The sequence below is a fragment of the Micromonospora sp. NPDC002296 genome, assembly GCF_040296145.1.
In the GTDB taxonomy this organism is placed as follows: Bacteria; Actinomycetota; Actinomycetes; order Mycobacteriales; family Micromonosporaceae; genus Micromonospora.
The window spans coordinates 189,019-209,776 of the sequence record NZ_JBEOWQ010000007.1 but is presented as its reverse complement, the minus strand read 5'-3'; the positions used below and the strand labels follow the sequence as shown (position 1 = coordinate 209,776).

The 20,758-nt window shown below is 73.0% G+C and carries 20 protein-coding genes; 8 read left to right on the top strand and 12 right to left on the bottom strand.

All coding sequences use genetic code 11. The annotated features are described in order from the left end of the window. Positions 1-362 precede the first annotated feature (362 nt). Both ABT023_RS09050 and ABT023_RS09045 read left to right on the top strand, forming a co-directional pair. Positions 363-1,076: a hypothetical protein gene (locus ABT023_RS09050; RefSeq protein WP_350883328.1), complete on the top strand. Its 714-nt coding sequence runs from the start codon at positions 363-365 to the stop codon at positions 1,074-1,076. Positions 1,077-1,627: 551 nt separating this feature from the next. Further along, positions 1,628-3,595, top strand: a complete 1,968-nt coding sequence (locus tag ABT023_RS09045; protein ID WP_350883326.1) for a heavy metal translocating P-type ATPase — start codon at positions 1,628-1,630, stop codon at positions 3,593-3,595. Positions 3,596-3,611: 16 nt separating this feature from the next. On the opposite strand, the gene ABT023_RS09040 is transcribed toward ABT023_RS09045, so the two are convergent. Further along, positions 3,612-4,532 (bottom strand): hypothetical protein, encoded by a 921-nt coding sequence (locus ABT023_RS09040; RefSeq protein ID WP_350883324.1) that lies wholly within the window; start codon positions 4,530-4,532, stop codon positions 3,612-3,614. A gap of 64 nt (positions 4,533-4,596) precedes the next feature. Beyond that, positions 4,597-5,118 (bottom strand): DUF6194 family protein, encoded by a 522-nt coding sequence (locus tag ABT023_RS09035; RefSeq protein ID WP_502890621.1) that lies wholly within the window; start codon positions 5,116-5,118, stop codon positions 4,597-4,599. Positions 5,119-5,171: 53 nt separating this feature from the next. Between ABT023_RS09035 and ABT023_RS09030 the strand changes: the two genes are divergently transcribed. Next, the gene (locus ABT023_RS09030) at positions 5,172-5,951 is read left to right on the top strand and encodes a MerR family transcriptional regulator (RefSeq protein ID WP_350883322.1); all 780 of its coding nucleotides are present in this window, start codon (positions 5,172-5,174) and stop codon (positions 5,949-5,951) included. Positions 5,952-6,235: 284 nt separating this feature from the next. Here the strand turns inward: ABT023_RS09030 and ABT023_RS09025 are convergent, their stop codons facing one another. From ABT023_RS09025 to ABT023_RS09015, 3 genes are all read right to left on the bottom strand, one after another. Then, positions 6,236-6,841: a lipoprotein gene (locus ABT023_RS09025; RefSeq protein WP_350883320.1), complete on the bottom strand. Its 606-nt coding sequence runs from the start codon at positions 6,839-6,841 to the stop codon at positions 6,236-6,238. Between the two features lie 126 nt (positions 6,842-6,967). Then, positions 6,968-7,222, bottom strand: coding sequence for a hypothetical protein (locus ABT023_RS09020; RefSeq protein WP_350883318.1), 255 nt, complete (start codon positions 7,220-7,222; stop codon positions 6,968-6,970). Between the two features lie 154 nt (positions 7,223-7,376). After that, positions 7,377-8,627 (bottom strand): hypothetical protein, encoded by a 1,251-nt coding sequence (locus ABT023_RS09015; RefSeq protein WP_350883316.1) that lies wholly within the window; start codon positions 8,625-8,627, stop codon positions 7,377-7,379. 138 nt (positions 8,628-8,765) lie between these two features. On the opposite strand from ABT023_RS09015, the gene ABT023_RS09010 reads away from it, so the two are divergent. From ABT023_RS09010 to ABT023_RS08990, 5 genes are all read left to right on the top strand, one after another. After that, positions 8,766-10,316 (top strand): NAD(P)/FAD-dependent oxidoreductase, encoded by a 1,551-nt coding sequence (locus ABT023_RS09010; RefSeq protein WP_350883314.1) that lies wholly within the window; start codon positions 8,766-8,768, stop codon positions 10,314-10,316. A gap of 261 nt (positions 10,317-10,577) precedes the next feature. Next, positions 10,578-11,801 (top strand): FUSC family protein, encoded by a 1,224-nt coding sequence (locus ABT023_RS09005; RefSeq protein ID WP_350883312.1) that lies wholly within the window; start codon positions 10,578-10,580, stop codon positions 11,799-11,801. Between the two features lie 117 nt (positions 11,802-11,918). Then, positions 11,919-12,605: a FadR/GntR family transcriptional regulator gene (locus ABT023_RS09000; protein WP_350883311.1), complete on the top strand. Its 687-nt coding sequence runs from the start codon at positions 11,919-11,921 to the stop codon at positions 12,603-12,605. Then, complete coding sequence (locus tag ABT023_RS08995) at positions 12,602-13,429, top strand: sterol desaturase family protein (RefSeq protein ID WP_350883309.1); 828 nt, start codon at positions 12,602-12,604, stop codon at positions 13,427-13,429. Before ABT023_RS09000 ends, ABT023_RS08995 begins: the two co-directional genes overlap by 4 nt. Then, the gene (locus ABT023_RS08990) at positions 13,426-14,097 is read left to right on the top strand and encodes a lysoplasmalogenase family protein (protein ID WP_350883307.1); all 672 of its coding nucleotides are present in this window, start codon (positions 13,426-13,428) and stop codon (positions 14,095-14,097) included. Before ABT023_RS08995 ends, ABT023_RS08990 begins: the two co-directional genes overlap by 4 nt. 91 nt (positions 14,098-14,188) lie before the next feature. On the opposite strand, the gene ABT023_RS08985 is transcribed toward ABT023_RS08990, so the two are convergent. The 7 genes from ABT023_RS08985 to ABT023_RS08955 form a co-directional block, all read right to left on the bottom strand. Beyond that, a complete protein-coding gene (locus ABT023_RS08985; protein ID WP_350883305.1) occupies positions 14,189-14,458 on the bottom strand; it encodes a GlsB/YeaQ/YmgE family stress response membrane protein in 270 nt (89 codons plus the stop codon). 154 nt (positions 14,459-14,612) lie between these two features. Beyond that, on the bottom strand, positions 14,613-16,193 hold the full coding sequence (locus ABT023_RS08980; RefSeq protein WP_350883303.1) for a hypothetical protein: 1,581 nt from the start codon (positions 16,191-16,193) through the stop codon (positions 14,613-14,615). After that, on the bottom strand, positions 16,193-16,492 hold the full coding sequence (locus tag ABT023_RS08975) for a YciI family protein (RefSeq protein ID WP_350883301.1): 300 nt from the start codon (positions 16,490-16,492) through the stop codon (positions 16,193-16,195). The genes ABT023_RS08980 and ABT023_RS08975 overlap by 1 nt, the downstream gene beginning before the upstream one ends. Positions 16,493-16,592: 100 nt before the next feature. Further along, positions 16,593-17,915: a helix-turn-helix domain-containing protein gene (locus tag ABT023_RS08970; protein WP_350883299.1), complete on the bottom strand. Its 1,323-nt coding sequence runs from the start codon at positions 17,913-17,915 to the stop codon at positions 16,593-16,595. Between the two features lie 46 nt (positions 17,916-17,961). Next, complete coding sequence (locus ABT023_RS08965) at positions 17,962-18,789, bottom strand: SDR family NAD(P)-dependent oxidoreductase (protein WP_350883297.1); 828 nt, start codon at positions 18,787-18,789, stop codon at positions 17,962-17,964. Then, entirely contained in the window at positions 18,786-19,766 is a 981-nt protein-coding gene (locus tag ABT023_RS08960) for an alpha-ketoacid dehydrogenase subunit beta (RefSeq protein ID WP_350883295.1), read from the bottom strand. Before ABT023_RS08960 ends, ABT023_RS08965 begins: the two co-directional genes overlap by 4 nt. Further along, entirely contained in the window at positions 19,759-20,694 is a 936-nt protein-coding gene (locus ABT023_RS08955; protein ID WP_350883293.1) for a thiamine pyrophosphate-dependent dehydrogenase E1 component subunit alpha, read from the bottom strand. Before ABT023_RS08955 ends, ABT023_RS08960 begins: the two co-directional genes overlap by 8 nt. Positions 20,695-20,758 lie beyond the last annotated feature (64 nt).

Here is a 20,758-nt window from a genome sequence, read left to right as displayed (position 1 = left end):
CCCCGGGACAAGCGGTGGTCGTTCCGGCGGCAGCGCAGACAGCCTCTGACGTCACAGACACACCTCGGACAGATCGAGGCACGCCATGTGCACGATACCCTCCGGGGGTATATGAGGCAAAGGGCTGCACATCATCGCGGACCGCTCCGGACGCCCGATCCGGGCTTCACCTGCCCCACCCGGCGCCGTGCACGACCCGACCGCCGCCCGCACCAACGATCTGATCGAAGATGCTCAATTTCGGACAGTGTCGGGAATCCAGCGGAGCACCCTCCCAAAGCTTGGGACCACGGTCGAATGTCCCTGTCAACGGAAGAGAACCACACGTACGGGACTGACCGACCGACCACAGAGGATGGCAGATGCACGACATCGGAAAGATGGCGACGGACGCCGGTCGCGACACCAGGCTGCGTTGGCTGGCGGAGACGCTCGCGGCGGTGGTGCTGCTGGCCGGCCTGCTGACCGTGGCCTCACCGGCGCAAGCAGCGGACCTGCCCTGGGGGCCGTACACCTGCGCGACCGGCTACGTCTGGCGGGAAGCGGTGCCGGGTGACCAGGTCTGCGTGACCCCGCAGACGCGGTCCGACACCCAGACCGAGAACGCCCTGGGGCCGTCGCGCCGAGAGCCCAACGGCTTCTGCAAGGTGGGGTTCGTGTGGCGTGAGACGCGCTCCTCGGACCTCGTTTGCGTGTTCCCGTCCAGCCGCGACCGGGCGTACAGCGACAACGCCAACGCGCCCTGGCGGCTGGTCGACCCGGGTGCGACGCCACGTGGCGGAGTCAGCGTCACCACCACGAACCACCAACTCGGCGGCTACCTGTACGCCACCGGCAGCGGGCTCTCCCCCAACCGGCCGGTGCGCTTCTATGCGGTGCGGATCAACACGGTCGGCCCGTACTCGCTTGGGTCGCTCACCGCAAACAGCAGCGGCGCAATCTCCGGCTGGCAGTACGTCGCGGACATCCGCTGCCGCTCCGGACTGACTGAGCCGGCCATCATCGTCGTCCTCGACCAGGGCTCCGGCGTGGTTACCACCGCCGGCACCACGGACGCCTTCCGCCGCTGCGGCTGATCCGGCCGGGGGCAGAGCGGGTACGGCTCCGTCGAGGGCAACGGTCCCGCACGCCCACGCACCCGCCCGGCGGTCCATGCGGCGAAACCCGAGGGTGAGCACCCGGCTCGGTGCTCACCCTCGGGGCGTTTCGGAGCCCCCGCCGCAGGGAGTTCGGCCCCCGAGATCGCCGCATGGGCGATTTCGGCGCCGACCCGCAACGGAACCCTGGTCGGCTGCTGCCTCACCCGGAATCCCCCCTTGATGGCATTGCCCGGACCAGGCGGGGTACGCCTCCGAGTCCGGAGAACCAGACCCAAAGGGGGAAAGTTCACTCCACACCCCTCGCACTCATACCCCCTGGGGGTATCGGGTACGCTGGCCACCAGGGAAAAGGAGGCGATGAGATGCGCCATAACGTTGCGGGCGATGATCCGGTTCCGAACGGTGGGAGCGGTCCGACGACTGGGCAGGCGGCACACGGAGGCAGTGAGCAGCACGCAGGACATGATCAGCACGCCGGCCACGGCGGGCATCAGGGGCACGACAAGCACGCGGGGCACGACCCCGAGGTGTTCCGCCGCAAGTTCTGGCTGACTTTCGCGCTGACGGTGCCGATCGTGGTCACCAGCCACATGGTGATGGACTGGTTCGGGTACTCGCTCGACTTCCCCGGCATGTCATGGGTCGGTCCGGTGCTCGGCACGGTCGTGTTCTTCTACGGCGGCTGGCCGTTCCTGGTCGGCGCGGTCCGCGAGCTGCGCGACCGTGCGCCCGGGATGATGCTGCTGGTCTCGATGGCGATCACCGTCGCCTATGGCGCGTCGCTGGCCACCACCGCCGGAGCGTTCGACCTCGACTTCTGGTGGGAGCTGGCCGCGCTGGTGACGATCATGCTGCTCGGGCACTGGCAGGAGATGAAGGCCATCGGCCAGGCCCGGGGTGCGCTCGCCGCGCTGGCCGCGTTGCTACCCGACGACGCCGAACGTGTCACCGAAGACGGCGTCCAGCGGGTTCCCGTGGATCAGCTACGCGTCGGCGACGTGGTGCTCGTCCGCCCCGGCGCCCGGGTACCGGCCGACGGGCAGATCGTGGACGGCAGGGCCGAACTCGACGAATCGATGATCACCGGCGAGTCGCGGCCGGTGCCGCGAGGCCCCGGCGACCGGGCGGTCGCGGGCACGGTCGCCACCGACTCCGCGATCCGGGTACGCGTCGACGCGATCGGTGAGAACACCGCGCTGGCCGGCATCCAACGCCTCGTCGCCGAGGCGCAACAGTCACAGGGGCGGGCGCAGTTGCTCGCCGACCGGTTCGCCGCCTGGCTGGTCTACATCGCCACCGGCGCCGCCATCCTCACGTTCGTCGTGTGGTCCGCGCTCGGCGACGTCAACGAGGCGGTGATCCGTACCGTGACGGTTCTGGTCATCGCCTGCCCCCACGCCCTCGGCCTGGCCATCCCCCTCGTCATCGCCCTGTCCACCGCGCTGGCCGCGAAGTCCGGCATCCTGGTCAAGGACCGGCTCGCGCTGGAACGGATGCGCACCGTCGACGCGGTGCTGTTCGACAAGACCGGCACCCTGACCAAGGGCGAACATGCCGTCACCGCAGTAGCCGTGACCGCCGGCGGCAGCGAGGACGAGGTGCTCCGGCTGGCCGGGGCGGTCGAGGCGGACAGCGAGCACCCGCTCGCCCGCGCGATCGTGGCCGCCGCCGCCCGACACGGGCAACCGCTACGGGCGACCGGCTTCGAGTCGCTGACGGGCCGAGGGGTACGCGCCACCGTCAACGGCGCCCAGTACGCCGTGGGCGGCCCCGCGCTCCTGCGTGAAATCGGCGCTGACGTCCCCGACGACATCGCCCACACGTCCGGGCAGTGGTCGGACCGAGGAGCGGCGGTGCTCTACCTCGCCCGACTCGACGCGACCGCGAAGATCCTGGGCGCACTCGCGCTCGAGGACGAGGTACGCCCGGAGGCCCGGCAGGCGATCGACCAGCTCCGGCGGCTGGGCGTCAAGAAACTGATGATGATCACAGGCGACGCCCGCCCGGTCGCCGATGCTGTCGCCGCCGACCTGGGGTTCCGGCCCGGCATCGACGAGGTCTTCGCCGAGGTCCTGCCGGCGGACAAGGACGACACCGTCGCCGACCTGCAACGCCGCGGGCTGACCGTGGCGATGGTCGGCGACGGGGTGAACGACGCTCCCGCCCTGGCCCGTGCCGACGTCGGCATCGCCATCGGCGCCGGCACCGACGTCGCCATCGAGTCGGCCGGTGTCGTGCTCGCCTCCTCCGACCCCCGCGGCGTCACCGGGATCATCCGCCTGTCCCGCGCCTCGTACCGCAAGATGATCCAGAATCTGGCCTGGGCCGCCGGCTACAACGTCATCGCACTCCCGCTCGCCGCCGGAGTGCTGGCCTGGGCCGGCTTCGCCCTGAACCCCGCCATCGCCGCCGTCCTGATGTCGGCGTCGACGATCGTCGTGGCCCTCAACGCGCAACTGCTCCGGCGGGTACAGCTCGCGCCGACCGAACAGTGAGATGGTCCTCATCGGGCTACCAGTCGATGGTCTTCCCCGCCTGAGCTGCCCGGGTCCGGACACCAGCCCAGTCGGCAGCCAGCTGCGTCAGCTCGTTGGCATGGTCGGCCTCGAACGCAGCCAGCCGCGGCTCCAGCAGCGTGAGAGTCAGCTCGTACGCGGGGCGTCGGCAGTCTGCGTCTGCTTGAGCGGCCGCCTGCTCGCCGGCCTTCGCCGTAACGAACTGCGGGCTGGTCGTGGCGACGGCCAGCCGGCCGGAATCGGTGTCGAGGAGCGCGGCGTAGCTGTTGCGGACCACGCCGGCCAGCTCCTGTCTGCTCGCCGCGTTGATGCCGCGATTGCCCATACACGTGGCGTAGCCTGCGGACTGCGCCCTGACCTCCGAGGTGCCCACGACGGATCCGACCAGGGTGTCGAGGTCTGCGAACAGCTTGGCGGACAGCGCCGGAGTGCCCACGTTCTCGTACTGCTTCGCTGACGGCTGGCACTTGGTGACATGTGCGCCGTACGCGGCCTTGCCCGCCTTGTTCGAACGGTCGTGGCCGGGGTTCTCGCTGTCGGGTGTCGCCGTTCGGGTCAGGTCGGCGGCGACGTACAGGCCGTTGGCGGTGACGTGGGCGGTGTCCACCGGCACGATCTCGTCATACATGCTCAGCGGACGCACCGCCGGCCAGTGCTCGTACGGGTCGACGAACCGTGGTGGCGTGTAGTCCAATCCCGCGTCAGCCATACAAGCACGGATGGGCCGCTGATACGCCACGTACGTCAGGAACTGGCTGGCGCGGCGGTCGTCGAGGTCACCGCCGATCTGCACGGCGAGCCGGTCGAGGGTCTGCTGTACGCCACCCAACTGAGGGCCGGCCGTGCCGGCGTCGGCGGTCTTGGCCGCGCACCCACCCGCCAGCGCGGCCACGGCCGCGAGCAGGCCCACGCCCACCGGAGTCCATGCTGGCAGGTCAGCGATACGTCGCATCGAGGTTCTCCTCTGTTTCACCTTGTCCTCAGCCGCCTACTTCATGGTTGCTGCTTCCCGAGCGTCCGCCGGTGCTGCCGGCCGCCCGGGCGTGCGCGTGGGCGAGCAGCCGGTCGACCTCGGGGAGCCGCCGGATGCCGGGGTTGAGCACGCACGCCCAGCCGTACGTGCCGTAGGCGGGGTGGGGCAGGATCTCGTCGCACCGGGTGAAGTCGATTCCCGACCGGTGGCCGGGGAGCTCTGCGGGCGGGTAACCGAACCGGCGTCGGAACTCCTCACGGCCGACGTGCACGTTGAGGCGGAAGATTCCCGGCCGGTCGAGGTGCGAGTCCTCGTCGAAGCCGGGGACGTCGTGCTCCACGATGGTGGCGAACGGCCGGCGGCGGTCGGACCCGACGAAGAAGAACCGGTCGCCCCAGCTCACCTCCGGCGCACCGGACCGCTCGTCGGCCTGCACCTGCGTGACGTGCGGCAGCGCGACGATCCGCTCGACGAGTTCGGCCACGGCCGGCGCCGCTCGATCGCCGGAGGACTCAGGCAGAGAAGTCATGGCCTCTACCGTATCGTTGACCTACCCTGTGAAGGTTTGGCGTCATCTGCCGCTTGGAGGTCGGGCTGAAGTCTCAAACGGGAGAACATGGGCGTTCGTACCGCCCCGCAGACCTTGCCCGGGAGCACGGCATCTCCACCCAGGCGGTCCGCAACTACGAACGCGACGGGGTGCTGCCGCCGGCCCCGCGCACGCCGAGCGGCTACCGCGCCTACTCGACCCTGCACGCGCACGCGCTGCGCGCCTACCTCGCGCTCGTGCCGGCACACGGCTACGCGACCGCCGGCGAGATCATGCGCGCCGTCAACGCCGGCGACGTGGACAGCGCACTACGGGCGATCGACCGCAGCCACGCCCAACTGCTCCGCGACCGCGAGACGCTCGACGTCGTCGAGGCGACCGTCGGGGTCCTGGCGGCCACCGGCGTACCCCCCGGGGCCGCACCGGCGGGGTCGCCGGCCACGAGCCGGCCCGACCGTCCGCTGACGATCGGCCACCTCGCCCACCGGATCGGCGTGACGCCGGCAACCCTGCGCAAGTGGGAGCGGGCCGGCGTCCTCGTGCCGCAGCGCGGTCCCGACACCGGCCACCGGCTGTACCGGGTCGACGACGTCCGCGACGCCGACCTGGCGCACCTGCTCCGGCGCGGCGGCTACCGGCTCGACCACATCGCCACGGTCCTGCGCCAGGTCCGCGCCGCCGCCGGCCCCGAGGCGCTGGCCGGTTCCCTGGAGGGCTGGCGGCGGCGGCTCACCGACCGGGGGCGGGCCATGCTCACCGCCGCCGCGCGGCTCGCGGACCATCTGTCCCCGCCGGACGGGCCCCGGGACTAGCTAAAAGGCCTGCGTCGAAACGCGTGCGCCACCACCCGCTGCCCTGACGACGAGCGGACATCCACCAGTTGCGGAGCGCCCCGGGGCCGGGCGGCTTCCCGGGAGCAGCCGGCGATCGGCCGGCCGTGCAAGATCGCGCTCGATCCCGGAAAGTGTGGCCTCCTACCCGGAACGATGCCACTGCTTCCCTGATCGAGCGCGATCTTGTTCCGCGCTCCAGCGCGATCCAGCGGTCGTCGACCGTGCGCCCGGCCCACGACGGGGCGGCCCGGACGCACGGTCGGTCACTTCGGCAGGTTCGCGCTCGACTTGGCCAACTGGTACGCCGGGAGCATCGCCTCGAACTCCTCGTCGTCCGTACCTCCGAGGGTGAGCATGAGCCGGCCGTGCGGGTTGGAGACCACGATCGCCCGCTTGCGGCTGCCCTCCTCGGTCCAGGTCGCCTCGAACGAGTCCAGCGGCCCGGCCTTGGTCCGGCGATACCGCGGGTCCTCGGCCTTGCTGCTGTACTCGGCGAGGAACTTGTCCACAGTGACCTGCGGGTTCAGCGGGGCGGCTTCCTCGATCCCCCAGACCCGCAGGAAGCCGATGTTCCCGGCCGGCTTCGCGTCGATCTCGCAGAGCAGCAGGGCGGGGCCGGCCCGGTAGTCCGTCCCGGATTTGACCGCCTTCACCTTCCACTCCGGTGGCACCGAGAAGGTCATCGGGAGCGGGCAGGCGGTGCCCTCGGGGCCGACCGTGGTGCCGGCAGTCGCCGGGGCGACCTCGTCGTACCAGGGCGGGCCGGCCGCGACCGGCGACGCGGTCGAGGCGGGCGCGGCCGTGGGCGTCGCCCTGTCGGCGCAGCCGGCCGTCGCGGTGAGGGTGAGTGCGGCCACTAGTACGGCCACCCGTCGGAACATCTGTCGTCGCCCCCGTCGTGGTTCGCGCCGCCGGTGTCGCGGCGACGGATGCTAACCCGCCCGCGCCCCGCCGTGCTCGCCCCCGCCGCGGTCACGTTCGGGTCCCCGGGGCCGTCAGGCGGCCTCCTGATCGGCGCGGGGCCGCCGCTGGGGCGGGGCCGTCGCGGCGGACTGGGCGCGGGATGCGGGCCACCGGGATTCGACGGCGCCGGCCCCCCGGGCCAGTTCCATGGCGCGCTCCGCGTTGTGCAGCGTCTCGCACGGGCCCTGCTGGCCCGCGCAGAGCAGGCTGCGGCAACGGCCGGTCTCGTCGGGTTGGTGGGCCTCGGCGACGTCGTACGCCAGGCGCCACAGCAGCGGGTCCGTCACGTCGCTAGGTGCGGTTGCGTCGTGACTGGACCGGTGGTGCGTTGTGCCGGACACGCGGGACCCCTCTCGTCATCGCTGTCCCTGAACGTTCACCTTCCCGGGGCACGCTAAACCTCTGCCGGGCAGGGGCGTCGGTCACATCCTCGCGGCGGCGTCAGATGATGAAGTGGGTCCAGTAGGTCAGCCAGACCACGAACAAGGTGCCCTGGAGCAGGGCCAGGGCGGCGGTGAGCCAGTTGTCGACGGTGGCGCGGCGGGCCCACCGGGCGAGAACCAGGGCGACCGGGAACGCGGCCAGCAGGTAGCGCAGCAGGCTCTTGTACACCGGCGGCCCCATCGACAGCGGCACCAGCACCACGACCAGGGTGTAGACCAGGTAGGGCAGCTCGGCGCGGCGGAACCCGGCGACCGCAACCGCCACGACGGCCAGGGCCAACCAGACCCGTGCGGCGTCGGCGGCCGAGCCGCCGGTCAGGCCGTGGTACGCCACCCAGAGCGGGTTCTGCACCCTGATTCCCCAGCCCCGCTCCTGGGCGTGCTGGTAGGCGAACCAGTCTCCCGTCTGCCACCCGGCGAACGCCATGAAGGCGAGCCACCCGGCCGGCAGGAGCAGCAGCGGCCAGCCGAGCCGCAGGTACCGGCCGAGCGTGCGCGGGTCCAGCCGGTACGCGTGCTCGCGCAGCAGAACCAGGGCGAGCGGGACGACGACGAGGAAGCCGACCGACCGGCTCAGCGCGAGGAAGAAGCCGACGACACCGACGAGCAGCCACCGCCGCCGCTCGGCGTACCAGAAGGCGGCGAGGGCGAGGCAGAGGAAGAGCGACTCGGTCAACGCCGCCTGGAACAGGAACGCGGCGGGCAGCAGCAGCAGGTACCGGACGAAGCGCCGGGCCGCCGCGTCGTCGCCGCAGAGCCGTTCGCCGAGCCGGTGAGCGTAGTAGAGCTGGAACAGGAACGCGACGTTGGCGACCAGCAGCAGCGCCCACGCGGTGTTCCCGCCCAGCAGCGCGGCGACCGGCCGGGCCAGGAACGGGTAGAGCAGCGGGAAGCCGAACTCGCTCCACCCGCCGGTGAGCGGCAGCCGGGCCAGGTGGTCGTAGAGCAGGGAGTCCCAGGCGTACCAGAGGGAGAGCCACCGGTGCGGCGACATGGCGTCCTGCTGGGCGCGCATCGTCGCCTCGTCCACCGGGGGTGCCCCGGGAACCCCGTCCCAGGCGGTCAGCGCGGTCACGGCGACCAGCGACAGCACGAGCTTGGAGCCGACGAAGACGGCCAGCACGAACCCCCACGGCGCGGGGACTCCGGCGGCCAGGCGGGCCGCCCCCCGGCGCAGTTGCCCGGCCCGGGTCGGCCAGCCCCGTACGCCGGTCGGCCGGTCCTCGGCGTCTCCGCGCCCCTCGCTCATCTGGTGGTCCCCCGGCTCGTCCGCGACCGACCGGGGATCCCCGCTCCCGGCCGGCTCACACCCGGCCGGCAGGTGAGTTCGGCTGCGGACCGGGTAAGGGCGCTGCCTCATTCGGCAACTGCGGGGGGCGGCACAGGCATGGGCGCGGAACCCGGCACGGTGGTCATCGGCGCGGGCCCGGCCGGCCTGACCGCGGCGTACGAGCTGCTCCGGCACGGCGAGCCGGTGCGGGTGTACGAGGCCGACGACGTGGTCGGCGGCATCAGCCGCACGGTGGAACGCGACGGGTGGCGCTTCGACATCGGCGGGCACCGGTTCTTCACCAAGGTGTCCCGGGTCGAGGCGTTCTGGCACGAGATCCTGCCCGACGAGGACTTCCTGCTGCGCCCCCGGATGAGCCGGATCTTCTACCGGGGCGCGCTCTACGACTATCCGCTCAACGTGCGCAACGCGCTGCGCAACCTCGGCCTGCGGGAGGCGGTGCGCTGCGTCGGGTCGTACGGCCGGGCCCGGCTGCGCCCGCCGAAGGACCAGTCGCACTTCGAGGGCTGGGTGTCGGCGCGCTTCGGCTGGCGGCTGTACTCGATCTTCTTCAAGACGTACACGGAGAAGGTCTGGGGGATGCCGGCGGACCAGTTGCAGGCAGACTGGGCGGCGCAGCGGATTAAGAACCTCTCGCTGTCCCGCGCGGTGTGGGGCGCGCTGCTGCCCCGGCGCAACCGCAAGGACGTGACCAGCCTGATCGAGGAGTTCCAGTATCCGAAGTTCGGGCCGGGGATGATGTGGGAACGCTGCACCGAGCAGGTCCGGGCCCGCGGCGCGACGGTCAGCACCGGCACCTGGGTACGGGCGGTGCACCGCGATCCGGACGCCCGACGGGTGATCGGCGTGACCGTCGCAGGGCAGGACGGCGAACGACGGGAGGAGGCCACGCACGTCGTCTCCTCGATGCCGATCTCCGAGCTGGTGGCGGCGCTGGACCCGCCGGCACCGGCGGAGGTGCTCGCCTGCGCCGCCGACCTGCGCTACCGGGACTTCCTGACGGTGGCGCTGGTGGTGCCGGAGGAGTTCTCGTTCCCGGACAACTGGATCTACGTGCACGACCCGACCGTGCGGGTGGGGCGGATCCAGAACTTCGGTTCCTGGTCGCCGTACCTGGTCAAGGACGGCCGGACCTGCCTGGGCCTGGAGTACTTCGTCTTCGAGGACGACGAGATGTGGCGGCGGTCCGACGAGGACCTGGTCCGGCTGGCCACCGCCGAGCTGAAGCAGCTCGGCCTGGTCGCGCCGGGCGTCGTCGAGGCGGGCCACGTCGTCCGGATGCCCAAGGCGTACCCGGTGTACGACGAGCGCTACCAGCACAACGTCGACGTGATCCGGGGCTGGCTGGCCCGCGAGACGCCGAACCTGCACCCCGTCGGGCGCAACGGGATGCACCGATACAACAACCAGGATCACTCCATGCTGACCGCGATGCTCACCGCGGAGAACATCGCCCACGGCATGACCCATGACGTCTGGTCAGTCAACGTCGAGCAGGACTACCACGAGCAGCGCACCGACGGGGGCGACGGCCGGCGGGGAACCGGTCGCGATGCCCCGACAGTCCCGGCCCCGCCCGGTGGCCCACGCCGACGACCGGCTGCCAGGCGCACATCTGGCCCAGTCACCACGGCGCCGCCGAACTGACCGCCCCGGCCGACCACCTGACCGCCGTTCGCCGTGCAGAGCGGGCTGCGCTCGCATGATCGTCTGCTGATCTCGGAGACTACGGCCGGCGTTTCGTCTCACTTCTCGTCGAACGATCATGAAGCTGTCCGGCCTGTGCGGGTGACTACTTCGAGCGTTACCCGCCCTCCTGCGGGGTATTGGCTGTCCGGAACCGGTTGGCCGGGGTGACGGCGAGCCGTGGCCCGGTCCACCGTGGCGGCGGGCGGCGGGAGGCGCGGGATGCGGAGCGGGGAACAGAACGTGGTCGGCCGGTCACGGGCGCGGGTACGGGCCGCGGCGAACCGGGCGCGGGACTGGGTGCGGGCGGCGGCGGGCCGGTTGCGGCGGAACTGGGTGGACGTCATCGAGGCGGCCCTCGCGGCGACGGTGGCGTGGTTCGTGGCCGCCCGGCTCATCGGCCATCCGGACCCGTTCTTCGCGCCGACCGCAGCCCTGGTCGTCCTCGGCGAAGCGCGCGGGCAGCGGCTTCGCCAGACGATCGAGATCGTCCTCGGCGTCGCGGCGGGGGTGCTGATCGCCGAACTGGTGGTGCAGGCCCTCGGCCCGGGCAGCGGAACGCTGCTGGCGGTCCTGGTGCTGACCATCGGTCTCATGGTGACGATCGGGGCGAGCAGGACCCTCGTCGTCCAGGCGGCGATCTCCGCGCTGTACCTGGTCGCGGTGGCCGCGCCGAAGGGCGACCTGGTGCCGTTCCGCTTCGTCGACGCGCTCGTCGGCGGCGCGGTGGCGCTCGCCGCCAGCCAACTCACCGTGGGCCGCAACCCGCTCGCGCTTCTGGTCACCGAGGCGCGCCAGACGTTCGCCGACCTCGCCGAGGTGCTCACCCACATCGACGAGGCGCTGGCGCGGTGCGACGAGTCGGCGGCCCGGGCGGCGCTGGAGCGGGCCCGCGAGGTCGACGGTTGCGTGGAGCGGCTGCGGACGGCGGTGCAGGCCTGCGGCGAGACGCTGCGGCTCGGCGTGCGCCGCCGCCGGCACCTGGGCCGGGTCGGGGACGTCGAGGCCACCGCCCGGCAGCTCGACTACGCGGCCCGCAACATCCGGGTGCTGGCCCGCGCCGGGGTCACGTTGACCCGGCTGCACGAGGCCACCCCGCCTGAGGTGGGTGCCGCGATCCGCGCGCTGGCCGAGGCGGTACGGGCCGCCGGGGCGGCGCTGGCCACCGACCTCGCCGGCCGGCAGGAGGCGGCCCGGCACGCCGAGCAGGCGGAGGCGACGGCCCTCGAAGCGGTCCGGACCGCCGCCCAACTGCTCAGGTCGAACCCCCCGCTACCGGTGGTGATGATCATCGGACAGATCCGCGCCACCGCCATCGACCTGCTACGCGGCGTGGACGGCGAAAACGACTCGGTACTGACCCGAGTGGACCAGGCCCTCTCCCCACCACCCCGACCCCGACCCACTGACGTCGATCAAGAGGTGTGCCTCGGGACCGGAGCCTGACGCAAACCTCTTGATCGACGCCGAGAGGGCGCGGATGGTGGTCCAACCAGTTGACGGGTTGATGTGGTGGGGGCCACACTGCTCGGCATGATGTTTGTGCCTGTACCTCGGGGGTCCGTGTCCGATCACGTCTTCGGGCAGCTCCGCGACGCGGTGGTCAGCGGCGCGTACCGGCCCGGCGACACGCTGCCCGGCGAGCGGGAGCTGGCCACCGCCTTCGCGGTGAACCGGCACGCCGTCCGGGAGGCGCTGCGCCGGCTGCAACAGCTCGGCCTGGTCCGGGTCAGCCAGGGCGGCGCGACCCTGGTGCTGGACTGGCGGGTGCACGCGGGGCTCGACCTCGCGCTGTCCCTGGTCCGCTCCGGCGACGTCCTGCCCGTCGACACGCTGGTGCGGGACATGCTGGAGATGCGGGCCTGCATCGGCGTCGACGCGGCCCGGCTCTGCGCCGAACGGGCCGGCGCGGCGACGCGCGAGACCGTCACCCGCGCCGCGCAGGAGTACGCCGGGCTCGCCCCCGACCTGCCCCGGATGGCCGAGGCCAACATCACGCTGTGGCGGCACGTGGTGCGCGGCTCGGGCAACACGGCGTACCTGCTGAGCTTCAACAGCCTCGTGGCCGGCGCGCTCGCCGTCGGCGAGGTGCCGCCCGAGCGGCACGCCGCCGAACTGCTCGACGTGGCGGGGCACCACCGGCTCGCCGAGGCCATCGCCGCCGGCCGGGGCGACGCCGCCGCCGAGCAGGCCCGGGCCCTGCTCACCGCCGCCCTCGCCACCCCACCCGGAAGGGAATGCCGAGCATGATCCCCGCCGTGCTCTACGCCGTACCCGCGTTCCTGCTGCTCATCGTCGTGGAGGCGCTGTCCTACCGGTTCGCCCCCGACGACGACGAACGCGGCTACGAGCTGCGCGACACCACCACGAGCCTCACCATGGGCGCCGGCAGCCAGGTGATCGGCTTCCCCTGGAAGCTGCTCACCGTCGGCCTGTACGCCGCGGTGTGGACGGTCGCGCCGGTCCACCTCTCCCCCACCAGCGTCTGGACCTGGGTGCTGCTGTTCTTCGCCGACGACCTGGCCTACTACTGGTTCCACCGCACCCACCACGAGGTGCGGCTGTTCTGGGCCGGTCACGTCGTGCACCACTCCAGCACGTTCTACAACCTGTCCACCGCGCTGCGGCAGAGCTGGACGCCGATGACCTCGCTGCCGTTCTGGCTGGCCCTGGCCCTGCTCGGCGTCCCGCCGTGGATGATCTTCCTCCAGCAGTCGGTCAGCCTGTTGTACCAGTTCTTCCTGCACACCGAGCGGGTCCGGGTGCTGCCCGCGCCGATCGAGTGGCTCTTCAACACGCCGTCGCACCACCGGGTCCACCACGGCGTCAACGCCGAGTACCTGGACCGCAACTACGGCGGCATCCTCATCGTCTGGGACCGGCTGTTCGGCACCTTCGAGCCGGAGCGCGCCCCCGCCCGGTACGGGCTGACCAAGAACATCGGCACCCACAACCCGCTGCGGGTGGCCACCCACGAGTACGGGGCGATCTGGGCCGACGTGCGGGCCTCCGGGTCCTGGCGGCACCGGCTGGGCCACGTGTTCGGCCGTCCCGGCTGGCAGCCCGCCCGATGAGGCGGCTCATTCCCTTCGGCGTGGCCGCCGCCGTCGAACTCGTCGGCGTCGCCACGGACAGCACCGTGCTCCAGTGGCTGGCCAAGCCGCTGCTCGCCCCGCTGCTGCTGCTCTGGCTGCTGCGCTCCGGCCGACGCTTCGACGGGTTCGCGCTGGGGCTGATCTTCGCCACCGGCGGGGACGTGGCGCTGCTGCTGCCCGGCGAGCCCGCGTTCCTGGTCGGGATGGGATTCTTCCTCGGCGCCCAGGTCAGCTTCATCGTGACGTTCGCCCGGCACCGACGGCCGCCGGTGGCGGTTGTGCTCGGCTACCTCGTGCTGTGGGCGCTGGCCAACGTCGTGCTGTGGGGCCCGCTCGGGGAGCTGCGGCTGCCCGTGCTCGGCTACAGCCTCGCCCTGTGCCTGATGGCCGCCGCCGCAGCCGGCGTGTCGGCCCGCGCGGCAGTCGGCGGGGCGTTCTTCCTCGTCTCCGACCTGCTGATCGGCCTGGACGCGGCCGGCACCACCCTGCCCGGCCACGGCCTGCTCGTGATGAGCACCTACATCACGGCGCTGCTCCTGCTCACCACGGCGTGGGCGGCTGCCGGTGGGCCCGACGCCGCGCGCCGGCCGGCCCGACGTACCGGCGGGGGCCCGGCCGCCCGGGCGGACGCCCCGGCCACCCCCTGACGCCGGCCGCCGGCCCACCCTGGTTCGGGCGGGCCGGCGGCCGGCGGGGCGAGCGCCGACGGCGGCGGAGCGGCCGTCGGGCGCGGCGGGGTCAGTGCCGGCGGCGGCCGTAGGCGCCAGCGGCGATCGCCACGCCGACCGCGGCGAAGATGACCTGGATCAGCAGCTCGATCCAGTCGATGCCGCGGGTGTCGTCCACGCCGAGCGCGCCGGCCACGAGGGTGCCGAGGATCGCGGCGACCACGCCGATCAGCAGGGTGAGCCAGATCGGGATGGTCTGCTTGCCCGGTACGACCAGCCGGCCCAACGCGCCGATGATCAGGCCGATGATGATGGCGGTGAAGAACCCGGTTACTTCCACGGTGGGCCGTTCCTTTCAGAGGATTGTCGCCTGCGTCCTCCACGGTGCCCCCGGAGACCGCCCGGCCAAACCGCCGACGGCCTGACCGGCGGATTCTTCACAGGACTGTCATGGTCCCGCGTGGCAACCGTCACAGCCCGCGGCCGACCCCGGGTCAGTCCGCGCAGTGGGCGTACCTGGCGGCCCGCTCGGCCAGCCACAGCCAGCGGCGCTGCGTCTCCCCGGCGGTGGCGGCGACCATGGCGAGGGCGTCGCCGCGCACGGCGGTGAGGGCCGCGCCGGTGGCCGACGGGTCGTCGAGCAGGGCCGCGCCGTCGCGGAACGCCTCGGCCTCGGCCGAGCCGCCGAACCGGGGGGCCACCTCGTCGCGCCAGAAGTCCGCCCAGGCCAGCTCCGGGTCCCAGGAGAACCGGGCGTACGCCAGGTAGCTGATCTCGTTGGTCGGGTGGTACGCGGACGGCTCGGCGAAGATGGTCAGCCCCCGCATCCCGGCAGCCCCGGAGCGGGTGGCCATGTCGGCGTACATCTCGGGAACCCAGGAGTGACGTTGCCGGTTCCACTGCGACCCGGCGTGGGTGCGCAGCACGCTGGTCGTGTGCGGCAGGCGGCCGACATGCTCGGCGGTCAGCCGGTCCCGCTGGTCGTACCAGAACCCGCGGTTGACGCAGTACTGGTACGCCACGTCGTCGGGCAGGTCGGCCAGTGGCTTCTGGGCGTCCAGGTCGAAGATGTTGTCCCAGTACACCTCGACGAGGTGACGCAGCGGCACCCCGGCCGGGCCGGTGCGGCGGGCGGTCTCCAGCAGGGTCGGGTAGACCGACCGCATCGCCTCGTACGACCAGGAGGTGCGCTCGCCGCCGGCGCGGGCGGCACACCGCGCGCAGGCGCAGCTTCCGTAGTCGCCGGTCTCGAAGTTGATCCCGCCGACGGGCAGGGTGTCCAGCAACCAGTCGATGGCGTCGCGGTGCCAGGCCAGGTTGTCCGGCTGGGACGGGCAGGCGGCCATCATGTACTCGCTGGCCGGGAAGTGCAGGTCGCCGAAGTCGTCGATGTCGAAGCCGACCTTCTTCGGCAGCTCGGCGGCGAGGTCGGGACGCTGGCGCAGCCAGGTGGCCAGGTTGTACCGGTGCCGGCCGTCGAAGTAGATGCCGCCGTAGGCGTTGATCCCGACCCCGGCGATGATCCGCACGCCCCGGGCGTTGGCGTACTCGCACAGCTCGCGGGCCGCCTCGACGCCGCCGTGGGCGTCGCGCAGCAGCCCGTACACGACGATCCCGCCGATCCGTTCGCGGCTGCAGAAGTCGACCAGCCGGCGGTAGTCGGCGCCGAACGCGTCGGCGGACTTCGCGTACGGGTTGAGCGCCCCGATCTCCTGCTGGCCGAGTTGCCGGGTGTCCCAGTTGGTGGAGTGGTCCCAGGTCCACAGGGTGCGTAGCGGCAACCCGGGGGCGGCGGCGGACGCGCCGACGGGCAGGCCGGCCGGGGTGGCCGACGCCACCAGGGCGCGGGCGGCGTGCACCAGGCCGGCGAACGGGTCGCCGGTGAGCCGGATCTCGCCCCGCTCGGGCACGTCGGTCCGGTGGCCGCCCTCGGCCAGCGCCGGGTCGACGGCGAGGCGGACCGGCACGGCGTCCGGGCCGCCCTCGCCGAAAGCCTCGCGCAACAGCCCGGCGGCGAAGGGCGCGTGCTCGGCCCCGAGCACCCGCACGCCGGAGACCTGGCGGTACGACGACATCATGTCCTCCCGATGGTGTGGGCGGTGGCGGCGAGGTAATCGACCACGTCGATCGCGGTCCACACGCCGTGCCGCCAGTAGGGATCCTGTTCGACGAGGGTGCGGGCGGCGGGCGCGTCGGCGGCCCGCAGCACCAGCACGGAGGCGCTCAGGTCGGCGCGCGCCCCGGCGATCAGGGCGGTGCCGTCGGCGAGCAGGGCGCGCACGTGCGCCAGGTGCGCGGCCCGGTGGGGTTCGCGCCGGACGACGACGTCGGCGGCGAAGGTGGCGGTGACCAGGTAGGTCGGTTCGAACTTCACGGGTGGACTCCCCCTGCGGTGACGGCCCGCGCGGTCCCGGCCGGCCCGGCTCGGCCGCAACGGGGGCCGGCCGTCACGCCTCGGCCCCGATCGCGCCGGCTCACGCCTCGGCCCCGATCGCGCCGAGCAGTCGCCGCATGGCGACCCGGTAGACGGTCTGCGGGCGGCCCGCCCCGGTGCTGACGTGCACCCCGACCTCCTCGGCGAAGCCGGCCGCGCGCAGCGCCTTGAGCAGCCGGCGGGCCGAGCGCGCCTCCACCCCGTACGCGTCGGCCAGCCCCCGGGCGGTGACCTCGTCGGGGTCCATCTGGTGCAGGGCCTCCAGCAGCCGCCGGGTGGACAGCGGCCCGATCCGGAGCTGCTCGGAGACCCGCAGCACGCCCGGGGCGGTCTCCCGCAGCCGGGGCCGCACGGCGGTCTCCCGGCTGGAGTAGACCTCCCCGTCGGGGAACACCACATGGGTGTCGCCGCTGTGCCGGCCCAGCGCGAGGGCCTTGCGGGCGTTGTCCTCGGCGGCGGCGATGGTGGTGCCGGCGCCGAAGCCGACGGCGTGCTCGACGTCGACCCCGCGCAGGGCGAGCAGCGAGGCATGGCCGTCCCGGTGCCGGGCGATGGCGCTCTCCACGGTGCCCCGGGTGGTGGTGATCAGCAACGTCCGGTCGTCGACGGTGGCCAGCCGGCCACGCATCCGCTCGGCGTGCTCCAGCAGCGCCTCGCGCACCCGCAGCCGCTGCCGTTCCGCCTGGTACGGGTCCTGCGCCCGGGTCGTCGGCACACCCAGGTCGACCATCATCACGGCGATCTGGGTGGCCCGGGACTGGCGGATCTCGGCGGCGAGCCAGGCCCGGCGCAGCGCGTCGCGCACCGACGCGCGGGTGTGCTCGACGCGCCACACCGGGACCCCGCTGTCGACGAGGTCCCGGTGCACCGCGCCGAGGCAGGTCAGGCACGCCTCGACCGCGCCGGAGGCGTACCGCTCCCGGTGGTACGCGGTGATCTCGTCCAGGCCGGTGAAGAGCAGCCCGGAGGAGTCGGCGATCGGCAGGATCTCCGTGGGCGGGGCGACCTCGATGTCGTGGTACGTCTCGCGGACGGTCTCCGGCTCTATGGTGTCCACGCTGACCCGGGGCAGCTTCCCGCCGGTGGCCAGCAGCATCCGCGACAGCGTCCGGTACAGGTCGATGCCGGCGTGCGGGACGTAGTCGATCTCCGCCCGCAGTTCGCCGGCCGCGTTGGCGAACGCGTACGGGATGCGCCCGGTGAACAGCAGCACCTGGCACACCTCGTCCAGCTCGCGGGCCAGACCGGGGGCCTGCTCGGGGCGGGTGTACACGCGTGTTGTCACCGCCTCCGCGCGGCCTTCCCCGACCGCCACCTCCTGCACGAGCCGGATCGAGTCCTCCGGGCCGATGATCCCGATCACGATGCTGCCTCCACGTGGTGTCCCGCTGGCCTAGAGGGTGGGGTGCTCAGCCCGTGCAGACCGTGCCGACCAGGCCGGCGCTGACCGGCGACGCCAGCAGCACCAGCACCGAGGCGACGTCCTCGGGGCGACCCAGCGCGGCCTCGATCGCGGCGACCCGCCCGCCGTCGGTGCCGTTGACCCGCGCCTCGTCCAGCGACCGCCGCATCAGCGGGGTGTCGATGTCTCCCGGGCAGAGCGCGTGCACCCGGATCCCCTGTGGACCGAGCTGTCGGGCCAGCGTGATCGCCAGGCCGTGCAACCCTCCCTTACTCGCGCCGTAGGGTACCGAGCCGGAGCCGGTCTGGACGCCCGCCTTCGATCCGACCAGCACGAGCACCCCGTCGCCGGGGCTCAGGTGCCGGGCGGCGTGCTTGGCGACCAGGAACGGGCCGGTGAGGTTGACGGCGATGACCCGCGCCCACAGCTCGACCGGCACGTCCCGCACGTCCAGGCCCTGGCCGCCCATGACCCCGGCGACGTGCAGCACGGCGTCGACGCCGCCCAGTTCGGCGGCGACGGCGTCGAGCGCCCCGGCGACCTCGGCCTCGACGGTGACGTCGACGCCCCGGGCGCAGGCGCTCGCCCCGGCGGACCGGGCCTCGGCGGCGGCCTCGGCCGCGCCGGTGGCGTCGGCGTCCAGCACGGCGACGGCCGCGCCGGCCGCGCCGGCGGCCAGCACGGTGGCCCGGCCGATGCCGGACGCCCCGCCGACGACGACCACCCGCCGCCCGGCCAGCAGGCCGACCGGGGAGGTTCCGCCGCGTGGACCCGGGCCGACCGGTGCCGTTCCGCCGCCCACGACCGGGCCGGACGGCGGGGTGCCGCCGCTCACGCCCGGACCGTCCGGCGCACCGCGTCGGCCACGGTCGCCGCCTCGGGCACCACGACCGCCTGGAGGGCGGGCGCGGCGGGCATCGGCACGTCCGGGGCGGCCACCCGGGCGATCGGGGCGCGCAGGTCGGCGAAGCACTCGGCGGCGGCCCGGGCGGCGATCTCCGCGCCGAAGCCGCCGGTCAGGTTGGCCTCGTGGGCGACGACCAGCCGGCCCGTGCGGGCCACCGACGCGGCGACCGTGTCGAAGTCGAGCGGGTTGAGCCAGCGCAGGTCGATCACCTCGACGTCGACGCCCTCCGCGGCTAGGGTCGCGGCGGCGTCCAGGGCCGCCGACACCATCCGGGACCACGCCACGACGGTGACGTCGGCACCGGGCCGGACCACCCGGGCCCCGCCGATCTCCTCGACGGGGGCGTCGGTGCGTACCGGGCCCCGCGTCGGGTAGAGCATCCGGGCCTCGGCGACCACCACCGGGTCGTCGTTGACGACCGCGGTGCGCAGCATCTGGTACGCGTCGTCCGGCGTGGCCGGCAGCGCAACCCGCAGGCCGGGGGTGTGCGCGAAGTACGCCTCCGTCGAGTGCGAGTGCTGGGCGCACGCCCCGGGCGAGTAGCCCTGCTGCATCCGGATCACCAGCGGGGCCTTCCACCGGCCCGCGCTGGAGTAGTGGATGTTGGCGATCTGGTTGACGATCTGGTCCATCGCCACGAACGAGAAGTCGGCGTACATGATCTCGGCGATCGGCCGCAGGCCGGTCATGGCCGCGCCGAGGGCCATGCCGAGGAAGCCGGTCTCGGAGATCGGGGTGTCGAAGATCCGGTCGGAGCCGAACCGCTTGTGCAGCCCCTTGGTGGCGCCGAACGGCCCGCCGGGCAGCGCGACGTCCTCGCCGAAGTAGACGGTGTCGGTCCGGCTGTCCAGGGCCCAGGTGAGCGCCGCGTTGACGGCCTGGATGTAGCGCATCGACTCAGACATAGACGTGCTCCTTGGCGGTCGCCGGGTCCGGGGTGGGCACGGCGCGGGCGGCGGTGACGGCGGCCTCGATCTCGTCGGCGACCTCGGCGTCGATGGCGTCGAGCCGGGCGGCCAGGTCGGCGTCGGCGGCCCGGCGGATTCGGGCCAGCGGCTCGCGTTCCCGGGCGGCGGCGATCTCGCCGGCCGGGCGGTAGTGCTGCACGTCGCCGCTGTAGTGGCCGACCAGTCGCTCGGTCATCGCCTCCACGATGGACGGCCCGGAGCCCTCCCGGGCCCGGTCCACGGCCTCGGCCATCGCCTCGGCCACGGCGTCGGGGTCGTTGCCGTCGACCACCCGGCCGGGCAGGCCGTAGCCGGCGGCCCGCTCGGCGAGTTGCCGGACCCGCACCATGTCCTCGATCCGGGACATCTCGGAGTAGACGTTGTTCTCCACCACCAGCACCAGCGGCAGGTCGAGCACGGCGGCGAGGTTGAGCGCCTCGTGCACGTTGCCCTGGTTCATCGCGCCGTCGCCGATGCTGACCACCGACACGGCCCCGCTGCCGGTGCGCTGGGCGCTGAGCGCCGCGCCGGCCGCGATCGGCACCCCGGCGCCCACGATGGAGTTCTCGCCGACGAACCAGCGGCCCGGGTCCGACAGGTACGGCGACGCGGCGCGCCCGCCGCAGAGCGCGGAGTCGCGGCCCATCATCTCGGCGAACAGGCCGGTGAGGTCGACGCCCCGGGCGATCGCCCAGCCGTGTCCCCGGTAGGTCGCGGTGACGTGGTCCCCGTCGCGCAGCGCCCGGCAGGCGCCGACCGGGACGGCCTCCTGGCCGTTGCACAGGTGGATCGAGCCCGGGATCTCGCCGGCGTCCTTGAGGGCGGCCAGCCGCTCCTCGAACCGGCGGATCCGGGCCATCAGCCGATAGTCGTCGGGCAGGCCCATCACACCCCCTGAGATAATTGAGCCTTATTCCGGCTCGTTGGTTGAGGAGCCTAGACCAGCAGTC